This is a genomic window from Roseovarius faecimaris, from assembly GCF_009762325.1.
Lineage (GTDB): Bacteria > Pseudomonadota > Alphaproteobacteria > Rhodobacterales > Rhodobacteraceae > Roseovarius > Roseovarius faecimaris.
Window position 1 is genome coordinate 2312371 of the sequence record NZ_CP034348.1, and the last position, 24237, is coordinate 2336607.

Below are 24237 nucleotides of genomic sequence, written 5' to 3' on the forward strand. Positions count from 1 at the left end.
GCCAAGGGGGCCAACATGTCCGAGACTGATCCGCATATCAAACTCTCCTGCCGCAACCTGTGGAAGGTCTATGCCGGGGAGAAAGCCCCCTATTTCAAATCCGAGGTGGACGGGGCCGACGGGCCCGCACTGGCCACCAGGATGCGCGGCGATGGGGCGATCCCGGCCGCGGCGGATGTCAGCTTTGATGTGCGTATCGGCGAGATTTTCGTGATCATGGGGCTTAGCGGCTCGGGCAAATCGACCGTGGTGCGCTGCCTGTCGCGGCTGGTGGAGCCGACCCATGGCGAGGTTCTGCTGGATGGCGAGGACCTTCTGAAAAAGACCAATCACGAGCTGATCGACATTCGCCGCCACAAGATGGGCATGGTGTTTCAGAATTTCGGCCTGATGCCGCATCTGAGCGTGTTCGACAATATCGCCTTCCCGCTTGTGCTGCAGGGCGTGGACAAGGCCGAGCGTATCGCGCAGGTGCGCCGCGTGATCGAGCTGGTGGGCCTCGAAGGCCGCGAGACCTCTTTCCCCCGGCAGCTATCGGGCGGGCAGCAGCAGCGCGTCGGCATCGCGCGTTCGCTGGCGATCGAGCCGGAGCTGTGGTTTCTCGATGAGCCCTTCTCGGCGCTTGACCCGCTCATTCGTCGGCAGATGCAGGATGAGTTCCTGCGCATTCAGCGGACGCTTAAGAAATCCATTGTCTTTATCACCCATGACTTCCTCGAAGCGCTCAGGATCGCCGACCGGATGATGATCATGCGCGACGGTCTGGTGGTGCAGCAGGGCACACCGACAGAGCTGATCACCAACCCGGCCGATGACTATGTGGCCGAGTTTACCGAGGATGTGCCGATGGTGCGGGTGCTGAAGGCGCGCGATGTGCTCGACCCCGATCAGAGCCCCGCCCCCGGCATGGCCGAGCAGGATTGCGAAGCCTGCGTCGATGACATCCTGCCGCTTCTGTCGAGCCACAAGGAAGGTGTCGTGGCAATGCGCGACGGCGCGCCTCTGGGCGTGGTGACCGCCGCCAGCGTGATCGCGGCCCTGGCCAGCCGCGATGCGGATCGCGGCGAGGGAGCGGCGTCATGAGCCGGCCCGGGCTTGGCCCCTGGGTCTGGCTGGCGTTGATCCTGGCGACAGTGGGGCTGATGATGCTGCCCAAGGGCGGCTGGCTGGTCAGTTTTCCCGAGGCTTGGGAAATCCCCTTCACGCCCTGGCTGAACGCATTCATGGATTGGTGCGTGGATGTGTTTGGCCCGGCATTCCGAGCGTTCTCCAGGGTGATGGACGTGCCGATGTCCGTGGTGCGCGATGTGCTGAACTGGCTGCCCTGGTCGGTGACACTGGTGCTGCTGACCTACGCCTCTTATGCGCTCTCGGGTGTGCGGCTTGCGATCTTCACCTTCCTGTCGGTGCTTTACATGGTGGTGATCGGCTATTGGTCGGAATCGATGAACTCGCTGGCGCTGGTGGCCATTTCCGTACCGATGGCGGTGGGTATCGGCTTTGGCCTCGGCACGCTCGCCTTCTTCTCGAACCGTGCAGAGCGGGTCTTGCAGCCGACGATGGACCTTTTGCAGACCGTTCCGGCCTTTGCCTATCTGTTGCCGATCCTGCTGCTCTTCGGCTTCGGCCCGGTGGTGGGGCTGATCGCGTCGATCCTCTATGCCTTCCCGCCCACCGTGCGCAACACGATGCTGGGCCTGCGCCGGGTGCCGCAAGAGGTGATCGAGGCCGGGCTGATGGCCGGGGCCACGGGACCGCAGCTTTTCTGGCGGGTGCGGGTGCCGTCGGCCATGCGCCAGATCTTGCTGGGCGTGAACCAGACGACGATGGCGGCCTTTTCCATGGTCATTATTGCTTCGATCATTGGCGGAACCGCCGATATCGGCTGGGAAGTCCTGTCGACCATGCGCAAGGCGCAGTTCGGCGAAAGCCTTCTGGCGGGGATCGTGATCGCCCTGATGGCGATGGTGATGGACCGGCTGACCGCCGCCGCCGCCGAGGTGGAACCGAAAGAGCCTGTGGTGGGCGAAACCTTTGTTCAGAGATACCGGGTCTGGCTTGTCGCGCTCGGGCTTGGGGTCGGCACGGCGGTGCTGGCGCAGATCATCCCGGCGCTGACCGACTATCCCCGTGCCTGGGAGATCTATCCGGCGCAGTATCTCAATGACGCGGTGACCTATCTGGTGGTCGAGCATTCCGGCACGATCAACGCGATCAAGACGCTGGCCTTCTTCTTTGCCATGCTGCCGGTGAAGATCGGGCTGGAGCAGACGATCACGCCGTTCTCCTGGGGGTTCGAGTTCACCACGACGCTGAAGCTTGCCTATGCCGCGCTGGCGCTGGCGGTGACCGCCTGGGCGCTGATGAGCGGACGCCGGCAGCTTGCCATTCTGCTGGGTTTCACGGGCGTGCTCCTGTTCTTCGGGCTCACGCGGCTGCCCTGGCCGACACTGCTGGCCATGGGCACGCTGCTGAGCTGGCAACTCGCGGGGCCGCGGCTGGCGATCGGCACCTTCCTGGGCCTTGGCTTCCTGCTGCTCGCGGGTGTGTGGCCGCAGGCGATGCTGTCGGTCTATCTCTGCGGGCTGGCGGTGCTCTTGTCCTTTGCGCTCGGGGCGTCTCTGGGCATTCTCGCGGCGGAATATGACGGCGTCTCCGCCGCGCTGCGTCCGATCAACGATACGCTGCAGACCATGCCCTTGTTCGTGATCCTCATTCCCTTCGTGATGATCTTCAAGATCGGCGAGTTTACCGCCCTTCTGGCGATCATGGCCTATGCCACGGTGCCCGCGATCCGCTACACCGAACACGGGCTGCGCAACATCCCCAAAGAAGTCCTCGAGGCGGCGACGGCCATCGGCTGTACGAAATCACAGCTTCTGTGGCGGGTGAAGCTGCCGCTGGCGCTGCCGGTGATGATGCTGGGGCTCAATCAGACGATCATGTTCGGCATCGCCATGCTGGTGATCGCCGCCCTTGTGGGCACGAACGGGCTGGGCCAGCAGGTCTATATCGGGCTGGGCGACGGGGATTTCGGCGTGGGGATCGTGGCCGGGATCGGGATGGCGATCATTGCGATCATCGCCGACCGGCTGACCCAGGCCTGGAGCCGCAAGCGCCAGATCGAACTGGGCCTGAAGGCGGAGTAACGCGCGAGAAAATTTGAAATTTTCTCCCAAATTTCTTTGCAAGAAATTTGACCCTAGAGCGGTTCCTGCTGGGTGATGCAATGGATCCCGCCGCCGCCGATGGCAATCGACGGGATCGGCACCTGCACGACGCGGCGCCCGGGGAACAGCTCCTGATAGACCTCGGCCACCAGACCGTCCTCGCGGATGCCATACTGAGGCATCACCACCCCGCCGTTGCAGAGATAGCTGTTCACATAAGATTCGCAGAACATGTCATGGTCGTCGGGGGCGTCCATCGCGTCAGGCACTTCCACCAGCCTGATCTCGCGCCCCTTGGCATCCGTCTGCCCGCGCATGAACTCCAGATTGGCGAGCTTTTTCTCGTACCAGTCATTATCCGCGCGCCCTGCTCCTTCGATCAGCACCACGCCGGGGGCCATAAACATCGCGATTCCGTCCACATGGCCGTCGGTTTCATCCTCCAGCTCGTTGCCGGGCAGCCAGATCACCTTTTCCGCGCCAAGCATCTGTTTCAGCTCTTCGGTGATCGCCTCGCGTGACCAGTCGGGGTTGCGGTTGGCATTGGGAAAGCAGGTCTCGGTTGTCAGCACGGTGCCGTCGCCGTCCACGCTGATCCCGCCGCCCTCGGCGATGAGCGACGAGCTATAGGCAGGCACCCCCGCCGCCTCCAGAATGGCGGCACCCACGCTGTCATCCCCGTCATAGGGGTCATATTTGCCGCCCCAGGCGTTGAAGCTGAAACAGGATCCGGCCTTGTTGCCCTGCGCATCGATCAGGAAATTCGGGCCTGCATCGCGCGCCCAGCTGTCATCGATCGGGTGCTCCAGAAGCTCGATATCGCTGCCCAGCATGGCGTGCGCCTGTGCCCGGTCGCGCGGGTGCACCACCATGGTCAACGGCTCGAACTGGCGGATGGCATGGGCCACGTCCACATAATTGGCACGGGTGACGTCCATATCATCCCAGACTTCCGCGCGGCAGGGCCACATCATCCAGGTACGTTTATGCGGCGACCATTCGGCAGGCATGAAAAAGCCATCCTGTTTGGGGGTGGTCATGGGCTGTCTCCTCAGGTGCCAGGGCGCAATGTGCGCCCGTCCAGCGTGCGCAGGGCTGTATACATCTCGGGGCGGCGGTCCCGGAACGGCCCCCAGGAGCCGCGATAGGCGGCGGCCTCGTCCAGATCGACGGTGGCGGTGATCACATCCTCCACAGCCTCCGGGCAATCGGCGAGGATTTCGCCGGTATAGCCTGCGATGAACGACGTGCCGTAATACCGACCGGGCGTGTTGCCCACCAGTTCCTCGCCCACACGGTTGGACGCCACCAGGGGCACCATATTCGCCGCCGCGTGGCCCTGCATCGTGCGCCGCCAATGGCCCGAGCTGTCCAGATCGCTGCCCGGCTCATCCCCGATGGCCGTGGGGAACATCAGCACCTCGGCCCCTTTCAGGGCCAGCGCGCGGGCGGTTTCGGGAAACCACTGATCCCAGCAGATGCCGCAGCCGAGCCGGGCAAATCTGGTCTCGACCACCTCGAACCCGGTATCGCCGGGCGAGAAATAGTATTTCTCTTCATATCCCGGCGCCTGGGGGATGTGCGTCTTGCGATAGTTGAAGAGGATCTCCCCGTCGGCGTCGATGATGGCGAGGGAATTGTACCGGGCCAGCCCCGCCTGCTCGTAATAAGAGATCGGCAGGACAACACCCAGCTGCTTTGCGATGCCCCGGAAATGCTGCACGGCGGTGTTGGCCGCCTGGGGCGTGGCGAAGTCGAGATAATCCAGATGCTGCTCGCGGCAGAAATAGGGCCGCTCGAACAGTTCCTGAAGCAGGATCATCTGCGCCCCGGCCTCGGCGGCGCGATGCACAAGACGCTCGGCGGTGGCGATATTCTCGTCCACCTCCCAGCTACAGGCCATTTGCGTGGCAGCAAGGGTAACGGGGCGCATGGGCTCAGGCCTCGGCCAGATATTCGGTGATCGATTCCGAGATGGCGTTGACGATCATGTCGCACTCCTCGCGGTTGATGATGATCGGCGGCGAAATCACGATCCGGTCGCCCACGGGCCGCACGATCACGCCGCGGTCGAGGCACTTCTTGAAGATCGCCTCGGACACGCCGGCGCCATGCGGCGCCTTGGTTTTCTTGTCGGCGACAAGGTCGATCCCCATCATCAGATGCGAGCCGCGCACATCGCCCACAATCGGCAGGTTCAGGAGCGACTTGGCGGTTTCCTGCAAGTATGGCCCCACCTCTTTGGCGTTGCCCAGCATGCCCTCGCTTTCCATGATCTCCATGTTCTTCAGCGCCGCCGCACAGGCGACGGGGTGACCGAAATACGTGAGCCCCATGGAGAACACGCCGCCCTCGCATTGCGGATGTGCGATGACATCATAAATCTCCGAGGTGATCATCGTGGCCCCGAGCGGGATATAGCCCGAGGTGATGCCCTTGGCGCAGACGAGGATATCGGGCGTCATGCCAAAGACGGCCTCGGAGGCAAACCATTCACCAAGGCGACCGAAGGCGGTGACGACCTCATCCGCGATGTAAAGCATGTCATAGGCCTTGCAGACGTCATACATCCGCTTGTGATAGCCCTTGGGCGCGACCAGAACGCCCCCTGCCCCCATGATCGGCTCGGCGATGAAGGCGGCCACGTTGTCGGGGCCAAGCTGATGGATGCGGCGCTCAAACTCGTCGACGAGGAAATCGCAAAACTCGTCCTCGCTCATCCCCTCGGGCTTGGCATACATGTTGGCGGCCGAAACGTGGTGGATGAAATCCTCGCCGATCCGGTCAAAGCCCAGCTTGGTGCCGTGGATGCCGGTCAGCGACGCGGCCACATAGGTGGCGCCGTGATAGCCCGCATCGCGGCTGATGATCTTCTTCTTGCGGTGCTGGCCCTTCATCTCGAAATAGTAATGCACCAGCCGGATCGCGGCATCGTTCGCGGTAGAGCCGCCGCAGGTGTAATAGACGTGATTCAGATCGCCCGGGGCCAGCGCGGCCAGTTTCGCGCCCAGTTCGGAGGCGGGGATGTTGGTCGAATGGCCGAACGGGTTGTAATACTGCATGTCCATGACCTGTGCCGCGATCGCCTCGGCCATGTCCTTGCGCCCGTGGCCGATATTGACGCACCAGAGCCCGGCAATCCCATCAAGCAGGCGGTTGCCGTCCTGATCGGTGACATACATGCCCTCGGCCTTTTCGATGACCTGGCTGCCCTCTTCGCGGAAGCAGGAGAAATCCGTGTAGGGGTGCAGCAGATGGTCACGATCCTTGCGCCAGATATCGGATTTGGTCGGGGCGGTCATGGGCTGTCCTTTCCTGCGAAAATCAAGGGAGTCGCCCCATAGTTTGCCCCGGCTGGGCGCCCGGGTCCAGATAATTTGATCAAATTAACGCAGGTGATTGATTTTGCCATTAATTTCAGCGCAAGCTACGCGGGATGGAGCAGTTTGACTATATCATCATCGGCGCAGGATCGGCTGGCTGCACCCTGGCCAACCGGCTGGGCGAGGACCGCGCGAAGCGCATCCTGATCGTCGAAGCGGGGCCGATGGACCGGAACCTGCTCATTCATGTGCCGGCAGGCGTCTACAAGGCCTGGCGGGAGCCGAAATTCAACTGGAATTACGACACCGAACCCGAACCCGAGTTGCTGAATCAACAGGTGTTCATGCCGCGTGGCAAGGTGCTGGGCGGATCATCCTCGATCAACTCGATGGTTTACATGCGCGGGCACCCACTGGATTTCGACGGCTGGGAGCAGGAGTGCGGCCTGCCCGGCTGGGGCTATGCCCATTGCCTGCCCTATTTCAAGGCGGGCGAGAGTTACAATCGCGGCGGCGATGCCTGGCGCGGGGGCGAAGGGCCACTGGGCACCTGCAAGGGGGATTATGAAAACCCGCTCTACGATGCGTTCGTGCAGGCGGGCGAAGAGGCCGGACAAGGGTATACCGACGATCTCAACGGTTATCAGCCCGAGGGGGTCGCGCGGCTTGACGCCACCAAGCGCGACGGGCGGCGATGCAGTGCGGCGGTGGCGCATCTGCGGCCGGCGCTGGCCCGGGGCAACGTCTCCCTGATCACCCGCGCCATGGTCGAGCGGATCGACATCGCGCAGGGGCGTGCGCAGGGCATCACCTATCGCCATCGCGGGGCGCTGCACCAGGCGCGCGCCTCGGGCGAGGTGATCCTCTCGGGCGGCGCGCTCAACTCACCGCATCTGCTGATGCTGTCAGGCATCGGCCCGGCTGCACATCTGAAAGAGCACGGGATCGCCTGTCTGGTGGATGCGCCGGATGTGGGGCAGAACCTGCAGGACCACGCCAGCATCATCCTGCAGTTCGAAAGCCGCAAGCACTATCCCATCCACACGGTCGACCGGCCGTGGAACAAGGCCATGGCGGGGCTGCGCTGGGTCTTCACCCGGGACGGGATTGCGGCCTCGAACATCTGGGAGGCAGGCGGTTTGGTCCGGGGCAATGACCATGTCGCCTATCCCAACCTGCAATATCACATGGGGCCGGTCGGCTTTGAGTATGTGGGCAACAAAATCACCCTGAGCCAGGCCTTTGCCATTCATGTGGACCAACTGCGCCCGCGAAGCCGCGGGGAGCTGCGGCTCAGATCCGCCAATCCGGGCGACAAACCACTGATGCAGTTCAATTATCTGTCCGATCCTCATGACCTGAAAGAGCTGGTCGAGGGCGTTCATAAATGCCGCGATCTGGTGGCGCAGGGCGCGTTTGACGCGTTGCGCGGGGCCGAGATGATCCCCGGCCCGCATGTCAAGAGTGACGAGGAAATCGCCCAGTGGGTGCGCGGGGTCACAACGACCGATTTTCACCCCTCCTGCACCTGCCGGATGGGCCCAGATGATAGGGCTGTGGTGGATGGGGAATGCCGGGTGAAAGGTGTAGAGGGGCTGCGCGTGGTGGATGCCTCGGTCATGCCGCGCATCACCAGCGCCAATTTGAATGCCCCGACACAGATGATTGCCGCCCGTGCCGCGGATTTTATTGCGGGCCGCCCGCAGCGTGCGCCGGAATATCCGGGCTTTGCCTTTGAGGCCTGACACTTTTCGCCCCGGGCAAGTGGCTCAGGTTAATAGCGAAACGCTCTAAGAGCTGGGCGCCCGCCTGCCGCGGGCGGAAGAGTGCAACCGGTGGCACCCGCGCCCGGCATGTTTGGCCGCATAGAGTGCTGCATCGGCATCTTCGAAAAGCTGCGACAGTTCCGTCCTGCAATAGTCGGTGCTGATCGCCGCACCGATACTGCCGGAAATCTGACAGCTCTGCCCTTCATAGATGATCGGTTCTTCCAGCTCCGCAATGAGCGAGGCCGCGATCTCCTCGATCCGCTCGGGTTTGGTCAGACCGGGGAAGATCAGTACAAACTCGTCCCCGCCGGTGCGGATGATCATATCTTCCCCGCGGGTGTGAGAGACCATGATCTGCGCGGCCTTCTGCAGCACATAATCGCCGGCCGCGTGGCCCATCGCGTCATTCACCGCCTTGAAGTAGTCCAGGTCAAGATTCATCACGGTAAAGGGCGTCCCCTGATCCATCAGCCGCGCCAGCACATGATCCATTGCGCGGCGGTTCTTGAGCCCGGTCAGCGTATCGGTAAACGCCTGTTCTTCCGCGGCAATCTTGGCGCCTTGCAGGCGCGTGGTGAGCGAGCGTGAGGCGCTCATCGCCGCCGACTTGGCCTCAATCAGATAAAGCATCTCAACGGTGAGATCGGTCGGTGCGAAATCGGCGCTGGTCAGGGCATAATCGCGCACCGCGTCGACAATGGAAATTCCGAACGAGAGGTTGATCACCGCCCCCCCTGCCGGGCCGATGCAGTTGCCCTTGTGCAGTGGGGTAAGCACCGCTTTCATCTCGGTCCGCGCGCCGGTGCGCAGCTTCAGGTGCAGCTTGGTGCCCGCCAGAGAAAGCAGCGCGCGCATGCTGTTATCGGTCTGCGGGCGTTTGAGCTTGAACAGATCGTGAAAGCGCCGCCCGATCGCCTCGGCCCGCGGCAAAATCTTGATGAAACTGGGCCCTGCATGGATCAGGTGGCCGGTCTTGTTGAGCACCAGATGCATCGGGCAGAGCGTATCGAGAAGCGTTCTGGAGGTGATCGAGGACATCTCGCTCATGGTGCGGTTCCGTTGCTCAGGTCAAATTCGCGGCCTTCGGCATAGGCGACGTCCAGAAGATACACTTCTAGAATTTCAACCTGTGTTTTGCGGCCCTTATGCTCCATCAGCACGAGCGCGCCGTAATCGTCGGCCATCGCACGCAAAAGCCCGAGGATCACATGACCGAAACCGGAAATGCCGAGCCCGCGAGAGTTGACATGGAGGCTGAAAAACCCGGTGCGATGCTCGCGCAGTTCCAATATGGGCAGATGCAGATCCGGCATTGCCAGGCGGACACGGTCGGGCAGGTCATCGAGCGAATGCAGAAACTCCGGAAAATCCGCCCCCCCGAACCGCAACAGGCGGCGGATCGCTTCGAGATTGGGGTGCGACACGATGAAGGTGCCGATATCTTCCAGCAGCTCTTCACGCGTCTTGCCGAGTTGCACGGCGATGGCACCGAGCAGCGCATCGGTCTGCCCTGTTTCATAGAGGAGCATCGGCTCGAACTCTGTAAAGTCGAGGCCAAGCGTGTGCACCACGTCCAACCAGGTCTCATCGCCATAGGTGTCGCGCACAAACCGCTCAATCGCCCGGTTGATCATTCCATGCATGCTATTCTCCTGCACGGGGCAGAGCATGGCATGACGGGCTTAACAACCGATCAATGTTTTCAATTGTGCCTATTTTCCTCGCCCGGCATCGGATCCGGGCCTCAGAAATCCGTAGGTGCGCCACCTTCGGACTTGCGCCGCTCGACGAAGGCGGCAAGCTCTTCGCGAATGCCCTCGTCCATCGGGGGCGCCTCGAAACTGGCGATGATGTCCTTGTAGGTCTGATGCGCGCGCTGCGCGGTCCAGACGGCGCCGGCCGCCTCCCAGGCTTCATAATTGCGCCAATCGCTCAGGAAGGGCTGGTAAAAGGCGGTGGTATAGCGGTCCTGGGTGTGCTGAATACCAAAGAAATGGCCCTGATCGCCCACCTCTTGGATCGCGTCAAAGGCGATCTCATCTGGGCCGGTCGCGGTCAGGCTTGGGTCCATGTACCGCTGAATTTGCTGAAGAATTTCACAATCCATGACAAACTTCTCGGGCGACGCGATCAGCCCGCCTTCGAGCCATCCGGCGGCGTGATAGACCATGTTGGCCCCTGCCTGCACGGCGGACCACAGGCTGTTCGAGGTCTCCCACGTGGCTTGGGCATCGGGCACATTGGCCGCACAGACGCCGCTGGCCCGCATCGGCAGCTTGTAGAAGCGCGCAAGCTGTCCGGTCATCTGCGTGGCACGCATGTATTCGGGCGTGCCGAAGGCGGGCGCGCCGGATTTCATATCGACGTTGGAGGTGAAGGTGCCGATGGCGCAGCACGCGCCGGGGCGCACGATTTGTGCCAGCACGATGGCGATAAGGCCTTCGGCCAGGCTCTGCGCCACGGCCCCCGACATGGTGACCGGCGCCATGGCCCCGGCCAGGGTAAAGGGTGTGACCACGAGGCCCTGATTGCGGCGCGCCAGCCGGATCCAGCCGTCAAGCATCGGGTAGTCATGTTTCAGGGGCGAGGTGGAGTTGATGTTGGAGTACATCTTCGGGTCGGCTTCGAATTCGGCATCACTATGCCCGCCCGCGATGCGCACCATTTCCATCACATCCTCGACCCGCTCCTTGCCCAGGCAATAGGCATGCGCCACCTTGTCCGTCAGGGTCAGCTTGTCATAGAGCACATCGAGATGCCGCACCGAGGCATGGATGTCCTGCGGTTCAACCGGATAGCCGCCGACAAAATGTATACAGTTGAAAAACTGGCTGAGTTTCAGAAGGTTGGCACACATCTCGCGGGTGCCGGTAACCTTGCGGCCGATCTCCATGTCCCAATAGCTGGGCGGCGAGGAGACATTGCCGAAATTGAGGTGCTTGCCGCCGATGGTGATGGTGCGCTCGGGATTGCGCGGGGTGATCGTCCAGCTTTCAGGCGCCTGGGCGACCATCTCCATCACATAGTCGCGGCCCATGCGGACATTTTCGCCATTGATCGTGCTGCCGCCATGAGCGCGGAACAGCTCCACCGCCTCGGGGTTAAGGATCTCGATGCCGATCTCTTCGAGAATGCGCATGGCCCCCTCATGAATGGCCAGAACACCTTCCTCGGTGAGCGGCTCTGTCGGGCGGTCGATATTCACCGGCGGGTTCCACGGCATCTGGTCGATCACGGCAGTCCCGCGCCGCTCGGCATTGCCCGCGCGTCCGCCGCCGCGCCGTCTGCGTTGTTTTTCCTCTGCCATGGGTGCCTCCTCAGCCGTGTTGCGTTTTACACAAGCACCAGCAGAGCCGATATGTTCGCCGCTTTGCGACGGAACCTGTCGTTTTTCATCTTTGCGCGACGGCCCGCGCCCGTTTTGTGCGCTGTCCCGTGACCATGAGATACAGCGCCAGGCTGATCACCACGATCGCCCCGCCCCAGAGCATCCGCGCAGTCGGGGCCTCGCCCGTTCCGAGCCAGACCCAGAGCGGGCCCAGCACCGTTTCAAGCAGCATCAGCAGGCTGACATTGGCGGCATGCGTATAGCGCGAGGCCAGAGAAAGGCAGAAGAACGAGACCGGCAGAACAATGCCGCCCGTGACGATCATGTAGATATACTGTCCCTGGGAAAGGGCGCCGGGGCCGACAATCGCGAGGCTGATCAGCCCGGCGATCCAGGCGCCGCAGCCGATGGCCAGCGGAATGGGTATATGCGGCCTGGCCCGCAGGATGACAAAGTTGAGCGCCAGCACCAGCGCCACGCCAAGCCCGAACAGCGCCCCCAGAAGCGCCGCCCCGTCCAGCGCCAGCCCCTCGCCTTCGCCGCTGACCGCAAGGCCGATGCCGAAAAGCACGGCGGCCATGGCGGCCCAGGTGGTCTTGTGCGTCGGCTCGCCGATGATCAGCCAGGCGAGGCAGGCGGCAAAGACCGGCACAGCTGCCACACCAAGCAGCACAACCGCCACGGGCGCCACGGCGATGCCAAGGCAAAAGAGCGTGGAGTTGAAGACCTGGCAGATCACGATCGCGAGGCCGGACCGCGTCCTGAGGACGGCAAGATCGCCGCGATGGGTGCGCGTGCTGAGCGCCCATCCGAGGATCATCACCGTGCCCATCATCATGCCGCGCCAGGCAGCCATCTGGAACCCGCTCATCTCCGACAGGCGCATAAGCAGCGCATCAGGGGTGAGCATCAGCGTGCCGAAAAGCGCCAGCGCCAGACCGAAAAGCGGGTGGCGGCGGCTCACCGCGTGGCCATCCAGGCCGGGATATGACCGATATCCGGCAACACGGCATCGGCATAGGCGGCAAGGTCTTCGGTTAACGCGGTACCGGTTAATACACCGAGCGTTAACATCCCGGCGGCACGGCCCGCGACCAGATCATGGGTGCTGTCCCCGACCATGACCGTACGCGACGGGGCGACACCCGCCACCGCCGCGAAGGCCAGAAGCGGGTCGGGATCGGGTTTGGCCCCGTGCCCGGAATCGAAGCCCGCGATAAAGGCGAAGCGATCGGCCACACCGGCGCTGCGCAACTGGGCATGGGCCACAAGCTCGGCATCGTTGGTCATCACCCCCAGAACAACCCCCTGCCCGGCCAGTTCGTCAAGAAACGGCGCCAGCGGCACGGCGGGCTGCAGCGGCGCACTGACCGCCGAGCGCGAAAGAAAGCCTTCGATCTCGTCCACGGTGGTGCGGGGCAACACCGCGGCCAGATGCTCGGCACATTGTCTGTTGGTGCTGGCGATGAAGGGGCTGGCGGGAAGAAACTCCATCTTTTCATAATCATAGAGCATCTCACGCGCGACATGGCGGGCCAGATCCATATCCCCTTCGGCAAGATCGAGGATCGCGTCATGCGCCCAGACGCTCCAGGTGGCATGAAAGTCAAACAGCGTGCCATCCTTGTCGAACAGCATCGCCTCGATCGGGGTTGCGCTCATGTCCAGTTCACCTCTTCGCCACCGGGAAGCATCTGCCGCGCGCGCCAGGGCGCGTCATAGGGCAGGTTTTCCGCATCGCAAAACGCCTGTACCCAGGCATCGTCCATCAGAAGAAATTCCAGCACAGAGCCCAGAAATTCGGGCTCGTTCAGGCGGGTGCGGAAATCCTGCTCCGCCGCACCCGTGGCCCCGCAGAAAACCGGAAGAAGCTCATCATTGCCCGCCAGCCATGTCAGGGCACGTAGCCCCGTGACCTCGGCAAAGTTTCGCGCATCGTTCATGGGATTCATATCCTGGAAAGGATTTCTTAACTTCTGACATGGATAGTCGAGCCATCCAAAAGGGCAAGTCAGAAAGGCAGGCTCCAAATGGCCGGCAAAGTGCTTTTGGTCGATGATGTGTCAACCAACAGGATCATCCTGAAGGTCAAACTCTCAGCGGCTTATTGCAATGTGATCCAGGCCGCCAGCGTGGCGGAAGCGCAGGCGGTGATCGCCATCAACCGGCCTGACCTGATCCTGCTCAGCGGACGGCTGGCAACGGGGTCTGCCGCGCGAGAGCTGATGCGGGCGGCGACGGAGGGGACCGCGCTGAGTATCCCGGTGGTCATTCTGACCGAGAATCAGGACAAAACCTTTCGCATCCAGGCATTGACGGACGGGGTCGCGGAAGTGATCACCTCTCCCTCGCAGGAAAATTTCCTGCTGGCCCGGCTGCGCAGCCTGCTGCGCGCCCAGCAGGAGGCCGACGCCCTGCCGCAGCACAAGATCGCCGTGCAGGCCCTGGGCTTTGCCGATCCGCAGAGCGCGTTCAGCCCGCCGGCCGCGATCACCCTGATCACGGATGACCCCGGTGCGGGGCGGCGCCTGACCACGGCACTGAGCCCGTTGCTTGCTCATCCGCTTCAGGTGACCGATGCCGATCAGCTTCGTGCCTCCCGCCCCGCGCAACGCAAAGACCGGCCGGTTTCGGACCTCATGATCGCAGATCTGCGCGGACAAACGCGCGAAGACGCCGTGCGTCGCATGACCGATTTCAACGCGATGGTCGGCGGACGCAACTGTCCGGTGCTGCCACTGGTTGCACATACGGCGCAGGATGTGGCGGCAACGCTTCTCGATATCGGCGCGCGCGATGTGTTCTTTGACGACATGCGACCCGAAGAACTGGCGCTGCGGATCGGGGTTCAACTGAAGCAGAAACACGCGCATGAGCAGATGCGCCACCAGATCAAGGACAGCCTGCAAGCGGCGGTGACAGATCCGCTGACCGGTCTCTATAACCGGCGTTACGCCCTGTCGTTCCTGAAATGCCTGCTGTCGGAGAAAGAGCATGCCGAGCGCAGCTTTGCCGTCATGGTGGCCGATCTGGATCATTTCAAGCAGATCAACGACACCTATGGGCACGGGGCTGGCGATCAGGTGCTCGCCCATGTGGCCAAGACGCTGACCGCCAATCTGAGGGCGCAGGACCTTGTGGCGCGGATCGGCGGGGAGGAGTTTCTGATCATTACGCCGGATGTCACCCGCCGCGACGCCCATCGCATCGCGCAGGAGCTGTGCGGCGCGATCTCGTCAATGGCGCCTATCCTGCCCGGGCAGCGCCGCCCGATCAAGGTCACGACCAGCATCGGCGTGACCATTGCAAGCCCGGGGCACAAGACCGGCATGACCAGTGACATACAGACACGTAGCCTTCTGGAACTGGCAGACCGCGCACTTTACACCTCCAAGGCGGAAGGGCGAAACACCGTCACGTTCAGCGAAAAAAGCGCCGCGTAAACCAACCGGCCCCTGACCTGAGAGATCGGAAACAGCCCGGGCGGGCGCAACCGCAAAAGGCTGCTGCGCGCGGCTTCAGCGGGATTTGCGGCGGTCGAGCCCGTCCTGCAGACGGTCGGCATAGGCGGCGCGGGCCGCAGGGGCCATGCTGGCCAGCCGGTCGAGAAGCAAGCTCTGCCCCAGAGCAAGCCGGTCCGTCAGGTGGCCGCGCTGCGCGGCCATCAGCGCTTCGGCGGCGTCCCGGTCGAACTCTTCCTTGCGCAGCTCGGTGATCAGTGCGGCGATCGTGGCATGACGCTCGGCGCGGTTTCCGCCCTCGCCTCGGGAGGCCGCGCGCATCTGGCGGCCGATCGCATGGCGGTCGGCATCGTCGAGCGCGCGCGTCATCGGGCCGCCAAGCTGCTCGATCCGGCTCATGTGATGCGGCCCATGCTTGCCCCATTTCATCGCCCAGCCGCCGATCAGACCAAGGATCAGCAGGTTGAACGCCAGGGACACCACCAGAAGCACCCGCAGCCAGCGGGACATGGGGCGGGATGCGGCCGTTTCCGTCATCAGAGCGCCTCCTCGGCAAGGTCAAACGCGCCGTCAGGGCTGAGATCGATAATGTAGGCGTCACTTTCGCTGCCGAAATAGCTCTCGGCGGCGAAGGCCACCGTGCTGGGCGGATAGACCCCGATCCAGACCCCCGCCATCGTCGCCGTGGCCAGCCCGCCAAAGGCGGGCCATCCGCCCAGGCCCTGCCAGAGCTGAGAGAGCCAGCCGGGTTGCGGCGCATCCGGCGGCGGGGCCAAAGCGGGGGCCGGGGCCTGAGCGGCAATCGCATCCTGCGCGATCCGCTCCAGCAGCGCCGCAGAGGGTGCGGGCGCCGTGGTCCGGGCGGCGTTGAAATAGGCTTCAAGCCCGTCGTCTTGCGTCATGTCATCCGTCATCTTCAAACCCCAATGCGTCCTTTTGCCCTTTGAGGGCCGCCGTCAGCGCCCGCTTGCCGCGGGCGTTCAGGCTTTCCACGGCGTCCACGCTGATATGCATGATCTCCGCGATCTCCGGGTTGGCCAGACCCTCTATGTGGCGCAGCACCACAGCCTGCCTTTGCCGCTCGGGCAAACCGTCCAGCGCCTTTTGCAGCGCCGCTGCCCGCGCCGCGTCCTGAAGCCGATCCGCGGCCGAGGCGGCCTCGTCCACAGGCTCGGGCGCAGCCTCCAGCGGGGCCGAGCGGGCGCGGCGCAGCCGGTCGGTGCACAGGTTGGCGACCACGCGATAGAGCCAGGTCGTCACCCGCGCCTCGCCCTGCCGCCACTCCGGCGCGATCTTCCATAGCCGCAGCATGGCTTCCTGTGCCACATCTTCCGCCTCCGCCGCGTTGCCCAGAAGCCGGTAGGCATGGGCATGCACCCTTGGGGTGAGCCTCAGCGTCAGAGCCCGCGCCGCCGCCTCATCGCCATTGGCGTAGAGCACCAGCAAGGCGTCATCCGCCATCTCGCTCATCGTGTCAAAGGGCATGTCCATCCTTCGGGCCTAGCGCTGATGGTGCGGCGTGGCAATGCGCAGCACCGCACCGGCGCGGTGATCAGCCGTCGTTGTTCATGCCGCGATGCTTGCCGCGCATCATCTGCATCGACTCGAATTCCTCCTTCGAGATCGCTCCGTCCCCGTCGGTATCCACCCGGGACATCATCATGCCCATGCGGCCATCTTTCATCTCGTCCATGGCAAGCTGGCCGTCGCCGTTGGCATCATGGCGCTTCATCATGTGCGAGATCCGCTTCTCGATCCGCTTGTTGGCCTTCTCCTGCATGAAGCTGCGCATCTCGTCCTCGCTCAGAAGCCCGTCGCCATTGGCATCCTGACGGGAAAAGCGGGCCTGCATATGCGCCTCCATCTCCGCCTGGGTGATCATGCCGTCGCTGTTCGCGTCGAGCTCTTCAAAGCTATGTTGGGGGCGATGCTTGCCAGGGCCGGTGCCATCGCCCGCGGACAGGGCGCCGCCTGCGGCGATCGAAATGGCAAGGGTGGTCAAAAGAACGGAATGTTGCATGTCTGCCTCATTATTTCAGGTGCTGTCAGAGTGTGACGGCCTTCTTTCCCGGCCGTCTGATAGCTCTTACGCAGAGCGGCCGGATATCCGTCGCAGAAACGTCATCTTTGCAAAAGCAAGCCTCGATTGCGCGACATCGGGACGCGGGGCCGTTTGTCATCTTCTTTTCGAAAGACAGATCACGCACGATGCGATAGCAGGCCCCGCAAGAGGGCCGCGTCCACATATGGGAAAAGAAATGTCCGATCATACTCATAGCTCCGCCGAGCGGCCCCTTTGGCCATCGGTCTGGAGGGGCTTTCGCCGCAAATGCCCGAATTGCGGGTCCGGCCCCATGCTCAAGAGCTATCTGAAGGTGCGTGACACCTGCACCGTCTGCCGCGAAGAGCTCAGCCATCACCGCGCCGACGATGGACCGGCCTATCTGACGATTCTGATCGTGGGGCATATCATGGCGCCGGCGCTGCATATGGCGTTCACCCGGTGGCGGCCCGATCCGCTGGTGCTGTTTACGGTCTTTGCTATTGGAAGTGTCGGATTGTCGCTTTACCTTCTGCCCCGATTGAAAGGGGCGATCGTCGGTTTCCAATGGGCCCGGCACCTGCACGGGTTCAGCCAGGGCACCTGACCCTTTCGCCAGCGAAGGGGCATTGATGACCATCGACAAGACCGCCATACGCGACGCAGCGACCGTGATCGTGCTGCGCGACGGGGCAACCGATCCGCATGTCCTGATGGGCCAGCGCGGGGCACAGGCGGCCTTCATGCCCAACAAGTTCGTCTTTCCCGGCGGGGCGGTGGACGCCGCCGATGCGCAGGTTCGGCTTGCCCGCGGCTTGCCGGCGCTCTGCGCGGAACGGTTGGAAGAAGACAGCCGCCGCGCGCCGGATCAGCTTGCCGTGGCCGCGATCCGGGAGCTTTGGGAAGAAACCGGGCTGATCCTCGGCGAACCCGGCTCCTGGGATGGGCAGGTGCCCGAGGATTGGGTGGAATTTGCCGAGGCAGGGTATCTGCCGGTGGCCCATGCGCTGCAATTCGTCTTCCGCGCCATCACCCCCCCGGGGCGCCCGCGCCGCTTCGACGCGCGGTTTTTCCTGATAGATGCCGGTGAGATCTCCAGCGACCTGGACGATTTCTCCCGTGCGCAGGAAGAGCTGAGCCACCTGCAATGGGTGCCGCTGGCCAAGGCACGACATGACTATGACCTGCCGTTTATCACCGAGGTCGTTCTGGCCGAGGTGGAGGCGCGCGCCCATGATCCCGCGCCCCCGGCTTCGGTCCCGTTCTTCCGCAACGATGACGAGGCCAGCCTGTTCATTCGCCTGCGCGGCTATGCGCCCCGCTCGGACGAGTAGCGAGGCCGCCCAACCAGGGCGGACGAGCGGCTAACCCAGCACCACCAGAACCAGGATGCTGGCGGTCAGCAGGCCGATGCCCCAGTATTCCCGCGCGGTGATCTTCTCCTTGAAGAACAGCACAGAGGCCAGCATGGAAAAAATCACCTCCACCTGCCCCACGGCAAACACATAGGCCGCGTTCTGCAGGGTGAAGGCGGTGAACCAGCTCAGCGATCCAGCCATCGACGTCACCCCCATCCAGATCGCCCGCCCCCGCGCGGCCCAGACGCGGGTCAGCTCCCCCGGCTCGCGCCAGCGCAGCCAGGCGGCCATCGCCAGCGTCTGGGACAGCGTGACCATCGAAAGGGTCGTTGCCGAACGGACAAGCGCCATGTCGCTGTCGATCTCAAGGGTCGCCCCGCGATAGGCCACGGCGGAGATCGCAAAGAACGTTCCAGAGAGCAGCCCGAGACCTGCCGCGCGATTGGCAAGGCGGCGCAGGCCGCGCGCTGCGCTTTCGGGCGCGTCAGAAAGCACCAGCACGCCCACCAGCCCGATCACGATAGCGACAAGACCGGGCAGGCTCACCCGGTCGCCCAGAACCAGAAGGCCGACGATAACTGTCTGAATCACTTCGGTTTTCTTGAAGGTGATGCCCACGGCAAAGTTGCGCTGCGCAAACAACAGCACAACACAGAGCGTGGCCAGGATCTGCGCCAGCCCGCCGGTCAGGGCATAGACCCAGAAAAGCCCGCTCAGGGCCGGCCAGTCCGCCCCGAACCAGGCCAGAACCCCCCACGCGAAGGCAAGCGCGAAGGGCGCGGCGTAAAGAAACCGCGCAAAGGTTGCCCCGCCCGCTGACAGAGTGCCCATGCTGAGCGTTTTCTGCAGCATGAAGCGCAGGGTCTGGAACCCGGCGGCGGCAACCGAGATGACAATCCAGGCGTCCAAGGGGTCAGTACGGCATAGGGTGGTCGCGATGGGTCTCGTCAAGCTCTTTCAGAAGCTCATCGGAGAGGGTCAGCTCCGCCGCGCCGAGCAGGTGTTCGAGCTGTGCAAGCCGCGTCGCACCGAAGATGGCCGAGCACATGAAGGGCCGTGTCAGGCACCAGGCCAGCGCCATCTGCGCCGGGTCCAGCCCATGTTTGGCGGCCACCTCCAGATAGGCCTCGACCGCCGCATGTGCACGGGGCCGGTTGCGCCCGCCCAGCTCCGGCACGAGCGACATGCGCGAGCCGTCCGGCACCTGCCCGCCGCGATACTTGCCGGTCAGCAGCCCGGCGGCCAGCGGAGAAAAGGCCAGCAGGCCCACATCCTCATTGACGCTCAGCTCGGCCAGGTCGGTATCATAGAGGCGGCACATCAGGGAATATTCGTTCTGGATCGAGGCCACGCGCGGCCCGCCCGCCTCATGCGCGATGCGCAGCCATTCGGAGGTGCCCCAGGCACTTTCATTGGACAGACCAAACGCGCGGATCGTGCCACGTGCCACTTCGCGCTGCAGCGCCTCCAGCGCCTCATGCATATGTGCGCGGGTCTCCTCGCGGTTCTGACCGGACGGATCAAAGCGCCAGTTCTGCCGGAACATATAGCTGCCGCGATTAGGCCAGTGGAACTGGTAGAGGTCGATCACATCGGTTTGCAGCCGCCTGAGCGAGCCTTCGATCGCCTCGGGGATGGTCCGGGCCGAGATCGGCGCCCCGTCACGCGCGCCCTTGTAGCCTTCGCCCGAATGTTTGGTCGCAAGCACCACTTCGCCGCGCCGCCCGCTGCGGGCGATCCACTGGCCGATGATCTCTTCGGTGCGTCCGGTGGTCTCGGGACTGAGCGGGTTGACCGGATACATTTCGGCCGTGTCGATGAAGTCGATGCCCCGATCAAGAGCGAGGTCGATCTGTGCATGGGCCTCTTCGGTCGACGTCTGGGTGCCGAAGGTCATCGTCCCGAGGCAAAGCACACTCACATCGATACCGGTGCGCCCCAATTGTTTTCGTTGCATTTTCTGCCCCCTGATGATGGTCTGGGCTCAATCTACAGGCTTTCGCAGCGGCGTCACCCCGAAAGGTGACCGCGCAGGCGTCACGCAGATGTGTCGCACCTTCGGCCCGGCATGGCGTATGAAGGAAAAGGGAGGTTGCCCGCCATGCGCATGCTTTGCCTGCTTCTGATATGTCTTGCCGGGGCCGCGCTGGCCGACGCGGAGCGATATACGCTCGATGCGGCGCGCTCGCAGGTGGGGTTTTCCTACCTCTTCGAAGGCGCGCCCAGGGACGGAACAATGCCGGTGCAATCCGCCCGGATCCTGCTTGATCTCGACAATCTGCCCGCAAGCGAGGTTGAGGTGACGCTGGATGCGCGCCGCGCCAAGGCCGGGTTTGTCTTTGCCACCGAGGCGATGAAAAGCCCGGAGGTTCTGGACGTGGCGCGCCACCCGGTGATCCGGTTCCGGTCAACGCAGTTTCGCGGCGATCTGCGCGGGGCGACGGTGACCGGCGACCTGACGGTGCGGGGCATCACCCGGCCTGTCACCCTGCGCGCCGAACTATACCGCCAGCGCGGCACACAGGCCGGGGACCGCAGCAGGCTGACGGTGCTTCTGACCGGCACGATTGATCGCAACGACTTTGGCGCGAGCGGCTATCCGGGGCTTGTCGGCCCGCAGATCGGCCTGCGCATCCTGGCGCGGATCACGCGCTAACCCCGCGAAAACGACAGAAATTTGTCGGCTATGCGCAGACCGCCAGGGATCGAACTGTCAGATTGGGCGCGTAATGCGGACACTTATTTCCTTCGGCTCGCTGTTTCTGGCGGTGATCTTGCTTCAGCTCTCCACGGGCGGCGTGGGGCCTCTGGACGCCATTTCAGGATTAACGCTGGATTTCTCCACGGCGCAGGTCGGTCTTCTGGGCTCGGCACATTTCATGGGGTTTTTCATCGGCTGCTGGTGGGCGCCGCGCCTGATGGGCAGCGTCGGGCATTCCCGCGCCTTCGCGGCCTTCACCGCCGCCGGGGCGATCGGCCTTCTGGCACATATGCTGGTGATCGACCCTTACGCCTGGGCGCTGATGCGGGTCGCCTCGGGGGTCTGCGTGGCGGGCTGTTACACGGTGATCGAGGCCTGGCTTCAGGCCAAGGTCACCAACGAGACGCGCGGGCGGATGATGGGCAGCTACCGTGTGGCGGATATGAGCGCGTCGCTCGCTGCGCAAATGATGATCAGCGTGCTGGAGCCTGCCTCTTACGTCTCCTACAACATCCTTGCGCTTTTGTGCTGTGCGTCGCTTCTGCCTCTGACCCTGACCAAGGTGAGCCAACCCGAGACGCCCGACGCGCCCCGCCTGCGCCCCGGGCTTGCGGTGGCCTGCTCGCCCCTGGCGGTCTTCGGCGTGATGGTGGCCGCCCTGTCCAGCGCCACATTCCGCATGGTCGGTCCGATCTATGGTCAGCAGGTGGGCCTTGAACTGAACCAGATCGCCTATTTCCTGTCGGCCTTCGTGCTGGGCGGCGCGCTGGCGCAATACCCGGTGGGGTGGCTGTCGGACCGCTATGACAGGCGGCAGGTGCTGATCGGGCTGTCGGTGGCGGCGGTGCTGAGCTGTGCGGTGACGGCGCTCAGCCACGGGCTGCCCACCTCGGGCATCATGATCACGGCCTTCTTGTTCGGGCTCACAACCTTTCCGATCTATTCGGTCTCGGCCGCACATGCCCATGATTTTGCCGATAGCTCTCAACGGGTCGAGCTGTCTGCCGCGCTGATGTTCTGGTACGCGATCGGGGCGATTGCGGCGCCGTTGGTGGCCTCGAAGCTGATGGAGTTGTTCGGCCCCTCCTCGATGTTCGCCATGATCGCCGTGGGGCATCTGGCGCTGGTGCTGTTCGGCCTCAGGCGGATGGGGGCGCGGCCCACGAAATCCGAGCGCACCCGCTATATCTGGGCCCCGCGCACCAGTTTCCTGATCGGGCGGCTGACCCGCCATGACAGGGACGATGACTGACCCCACCGACCTGCGGTGCAACGGCCTCTGGCACAAGCGTGAAACCTGCGCTAAACGGGGCGCTCAAGACCCGCATGAGGCACCTTTATGGCACGGCATCTGATCACCTCCGCGATCCCCTACATCAACGGGATCAAACATCTGGGCAATCTCGTGGGCAGCCAGCTGCCTGCCGATCTTTACGCGCGTTACCTGCGCGGGCGCGGGCATGAGGTACTGTTTCTGTGCGCCACCGACGAACATGGCACCCCGGCCGAGCTGGCCGCGGCCAAGGCGGGCAAGCCCGTGGACGAATATTGCGCCGAGATGTGGGAGGTTCAGAACGCTCTTGGCCAGGGTTTCCGACTGAGTTTTGACCATTTCGGGCGCTCGTCGAGCAAGCAGAACCACGCCCTGACACAGCATTTCGCCGGTCGGCTCGAAGCGGCGGGGCTGATCCGCGAAGTGTCCGAGAAACAGGTCTATTCCAATGCCGATGGCCGGTTCCTGCCCGACCGCTACATCGAAGGCACCTGCCCCAATTGCGGCTATGACAAGGCCCGGGGCGATCAGTGCGAGAACTGCACCAAGCAGCTTGATCCGACCGACCTCATTGATGCGCGCTCTGCCATTTCCGGCTCGACCGATCTGGAGGTGCGCGAGACCAAGCACCTCTATCTGCGCCAAAGCCAGATGCGCGACAAGCTGAATGAATGGATCGACAGCAAGGCGGATTGGCCTGTGCTGACGACCTCGATCGCAAAGAAATGGCTGAACGATGGCGACGGGTTGCAGGACCGGGGCATCACCCGCGATCTGGATTGGGGTATCCCGGTCAGGAAGGGCGAAGAGGACTGGCCCGGTATGGAGGGCAAGGTCTTCTATGTCTGGTTCGACGCGCCGATCGAATATATCGCCTGTGCCGCCGAATGGGCCGAGGCGAACGGGCTGGACGCCGCAGCGTGGGAGCGCTGGTGGCGCACCGACAAGGGCGCCGAAGATGTCCGCTATACCCAGTTCATGGGCAAGGATAACGTGCCGTTCCACACGCTCAGCTTCCCCTCGACCATCCTCGGCAGTGGCGAGCCGTGGAAGCTGGTGGATTACATCAAATCCTTCAACTACCTGAATTACGACGGCGGCCAGTTCAGCACCAGCCAGGGGCGCGGTGTGTTCATGGATCAGGCGCTGGAAATCCTGCCTGCCGATTACTGGCGCTGGTGGCTTCTGAGCCATGTGCCCGAAAGCTCGGACAGCGAATTCACCTGGGAAAACTTCCAGGCCAGCGTGAACAAGGATCTGGCGGATGTGCTGGGCAATTTCGTGAGCCGCGTGACCAAGTTCTGCCGTTCGAAATTCAGCGAGGCCGTGCCGGAAGGCGGCGCATGGGGGCCGGATGAAGAGGCGCTGATTGCCGAGCTCACCACGCGGATCCGCGCCTATGAAGGGCACATGGAAGCCATGGAAGTCCGCAAATCCGCGACCGAGCTGCGTGCGATCTGGGTGGCGGGCAATGAGTATCTGCAAAGCGTCGCGCCCTGGTCCACCTTCAAGGAAGACCCCGCGCAGGCCGCGGCCCAGATCCGCCTCGCCCTCAACCTGATCCGGCTCTATGCGGTGCTTTCGGCGCCGTTCATTCCCGATGCGGCACAGTCCATGCTGGGCGCGATGCGCTGCGACGATGCGCGCTGGCCCGACGACATTGCCGGGGCGCTGACGGTGCTGCCTCCGGGGCATGGCTTCGAAGTGCCGGAGGTGCTTTTTGCCAAGATCACCGATGAGGCGCGTGAGGACTGGCAGGAGCGGTTCTCGGGCACGCGCAGCTAAAATCGCGCGCCTTTGCGCGCATTAAGCC

At 63.5% G+C, this 24237-nt stretch carries 24 protein-coding genes; 9 read left to right on the forward strand and 15 right to left on the reverse strand.

Annotation, left to right across the window (positions count from 1 at the left end):
* The first annotated feature begins 15 nt into the window (after positions 1-15).
* A complete protein-coding gene (locus EI983_RS11835) occupies positions 16-1083 on the forward strand; it encodes a quaternary amine ABC transporter ATP-binding protein (RefSeq protein WP_157707595.1) in 1068 nt (355 codons plus the stop codon).
* Complete coding sequence (locus tag EI983_RS11840; RefSeq protein ID WP_157707596.1) at positions 1080-3149, forward strand: ABC transporter permease; 2070 nt, start codon at positions 1080-1082, stop codon at positions 3147-3149. The genes EI983_RS11835 and EI983_RS11840 overlap by 4 nt, the downstream gene beginning before the upstream one ends.
* A 53-nt stretch (positions 3150-3202) precedes the next feature.
* Here EI983_RS11840 and EI983_RS11845 read toward each other — a convergent pair whose 3' ends face one another.
* From EI983_RS11845 to EI983_RS11855, 3 genes are read right to left on the reverse strand one after another with little or no spacing between them, the layout of a single operon-like run.
* Positions 3203-4210, reverse strand: a complete 1008-nt coding sequence (locus tag EI983_RS11845) for an agmatine deiminase family protein (protein ID WP_198389285.1) — start codon at positions 4208-4210, stop codon at positions 3203-3205.
* Positions 4211-4221: 11 nt separating this feature from the next.
* A complete protein-coding gene (aguB, locus tag EI983_RS11850; protein WP_157707597.1) occupies positions 4222-5103 on the reverse strand; it encodes an N-carbamoylputrescine amidase in 882 nt (293 codons plus the stop codon).
* Positions 5104-5107: 4 nt separating this feature from the next.
* The gene (locus EI983_RS11855) at positions 5108-6472 is read right to left on the reverse strand and encodes an aminotransferase (protein WP_157707598.1); all 1365 of its coding nucleotides are present in this window, start codon (positions 6470-6472) and stop codon (positions 5108-5110) included.
* Positions 6473-6606: 134 nt separating this feature from the next.
* On the opposite strand from EI983_RS11855, the gene EI983_RS11860 reads away from it, so the two are divergent.
* Positions 6607-8238 (forward strand): GMC family oxidoreductase, encoded by a 1632-nt coding sequence (locus EI983_RS11860; protein ID WP_157707599.1) that lies wholly within the window; start codon positions 6607-6609, stop codon positions 8236-8238.
* A 45-nt stretch (positions 8239-8283) separates the two neighbouring features.
* Here the strand turns inward: EI983_RS11860 and EI983_RS11865 are convergent, their stop codons facing one another.
* The 6 genes from EI983_RS11865 to EI983_RS11890 all read right to left on the reverse strand — a co-directional run bounded on the left by EI983_RS11865 (position 8284) and on the right by EI983_RS11890 (position 13533).
* A complete protein-coding gene (locus EI983_RS11865) occupies positions 8284-9309 on the reverse strand; it encodes a diguanylate cyclase domain-containing protein (protein WP_246162144.1) in 1026 nt (341 codons plus the stop codon).
* Positions 9306-9905 (reverse strand): heme NO-binding domain-containing protein, encoded by a 600-nt coding sequence (locus EI983_RS11870; protein ID WP_157707600.1) that lies wholly within the window; start codon positions 9903-9905, stop codon positions 9306-9308. The genes EI983_RS11865 and EI983_RS11870 overlap by 4 nt, the downstream gene beginning before the upstream one ends.
* Before the next feature lie 101 nt (positions 9906-10006).
* Entirely contained in the window at positions 10007-11569 is a 1563-nt protein-coding gene (locus EI983_RS11875; protein WP_157707601.1) for a trimethylamine methyltransferase family protein, read from the reverse strand.
* An 85-nt stretch (positions 11570-11654) separates the two neighbouring features.
* Positions 11655-12500, reverse strand: coding sequence for a DMT family transporter (locus EI983_RS11880; RefSeq protein ID WP_157709078.1), 846 nt, complete (start codon positions 12498-12500; stop codon positions 11655-11657).
* A 50-nt stretch (positions 12501-12550) separates the two neighbouring features.
* Positions 12551-13252: an HAD family hydrolase gene (locus EI983_RS11885; RefSeq protein WP_157707602.1), complete on the reverse strand. Its 702-nt coding sequence runs from the start codon at positions 13250-13252 to the stop codon at positions 12551-12553.
* Entirely contained in the window at positions 13249-13533 is a 285-nt protein-coding gene (locus EI983_RS11890; RefSeq protein ID WP_157707603.1) for a DUF3572 domain-containing protein, read from the reverse strand. The genes EI983_RS11885 and EI983_RS11890 overlap by 4 nt, the downstream gene beginning before the upstream one ends.
* Positions 13534-13620: 87 nt before the next feature.
* On the opposite strand from EI983_RS11890, the gene EI983_RS11895 reads away from it, so the two are divergent.
* Complete coding sequence (locus tag EI983_RS11895; RefSeq protein WP_157707604.1) at positions 13621-15033, forward strand: diguanylate cyclase; 1413 nt, start codon at positions 13621-13623, stop codon at positions 15031-15033.
* A gap of 75 nt (positions 15034-15108) precedes the next feature.
* On the opposite strand, the gene EI983_RS11900 is transcribed toward EI983_RS11895, so the two are convergent.
* From EI983_RS11900 to EI983_RS11915, 4 genes are all read right to left on the reverse strand, one after another.
* Complete coding sequence (locus EI983_RS11900; RefSeq protein WP_198389286.1) at positions 15109-15588, reverse strand: periplasmic heavy metal sensor; 480 nt, start codon at positions 15586-15588, stop codon at positions 15109-15111.
* Positions 15588-15953, reverse strand: a complete 366-nt coding sequence (locus EI983_RS11905; RefSeq protein ID WP_157707606.1) for a hypothetical protein — start codon at positions 15951-15953, stop codon at positions 15588-15590. Before EI983_RS11905 ends, EI983_RS11900 begins: the two co-directional genes overlap by 1 nt.
* Before the next feature lies 1 nt (position 15954).
* Entirely contained in the window at positions 15955-16542 is a 588-nt protein-coding gene (locus EI983_RS11910) for an RNA polymerase sigma factor (RefSeq protein ID WP_157707607.1), read from the reverse strand.
* A 61-nt stretch (positions 16543-16603) separates the two neighbouring features.
* Positions 16604-17071, reverse strand: a complete 468-nt coding sequence (locus tag EI983_RS11915) for an EF-hand domain-containing protein (RefSeq protein WP_157707608.1) — start codon at positions 17069-17071, stop codon at positions 16604-16606.
* Between the two features lie 238 nt (positions 17072-17309).
* On the opposite strand from EI983_RS11915, the gene EI983_RS11920 reads away from it, so the two are divergent.
* Entirely contained in the window at positions 17310-17699 is a 390-nt protein-coding gene (locus EI983_RS11920; RefSeq protein ID WP_157707609.1) for a DUF983 domain-containing protein, read from the forward strand.
* Positions 17700-17724: 25 nt separating this feature from the next.
* Positions 17725-18426, forward strand: a complete 702-nt coding sequence (locus EI983_RS11925; RefSeq protein WP_157707610.1) for an NUDIX hydrolase — start codon at positions 17725-17727, stop codon at positions 18424-18426.
* A 30-nt stretch (positions 18427-18456) separates the two neighbouring features.
* Here EI983_RS11925 and EI983_RS11930 read toward each other — a convergent pair whose 3' ends face one another.
* Both EI983_RS11930 and EI983_RS11935 read right to left on the reverse strand, forming a co-directional pair.
* Positions 18457-19359, reverse strand: coding sequence for a DMT family transporter (locus EI983_RS11930; protein WP_157707611.1), 903 nt, complete (start codon positions 19357-19359; stop codon positions 18457-18459).
* A gap of 4 nt (positions 19360-19363) precedes the next feature.
* Positions 19364-20407, reverse strand: coding sequence for an aldo/keto reductase (locus EI983_RS11935; protein WP_157707612.1), 1044 nt, complete (start codon positions 20405-20407; stop codon positions 19364-19366).
* Positions 20408-20551: 144 nt separating this feature from the next.
* Between EI983_RS11935 and EI983_RS11940 the strand changes: the two genes are divergently transcribed.
* The 3 genes from EI983_RS11940 to metG all read left to right on the forward strand — a co-directional run bounded on the left by EI983_RS11940 (position 20552) and on the right by metG (position 24209).
* Entirely contained in the window at positions 20552-21106 is a 555-nt protein-coding gene (locus tag EI983_RS11940) for a YceI family protein (RefSeq protein WP_157707613.1), read from the forward strand.
* Positions 21107-21179: 73 nt separating this feature from the next.
* A complete protein-coding gene (locus tag EI983_RS11945) occupies positions 21180-22403 on the forward strand; it encodes an MFS transporter (RefSeq protein WP_157707614.1) in 1224 nt (407 codons plus the stop codon).
* 87 nt (positions 22404-22490) lie between these two features.
* Positions 22491-24209, forward strand: a complete 1719-nt coding sequence (gene metG, locus EI983_RS11950; RefSeq protein ID WP_157707615.1) for a methionine--tRNA ligase — start codon at positions 22491-22493, stop codon at positions 24207-24209.
* The last annotated feature ends 28 nt before the right edge of the window (positions 24210-24237 follow it).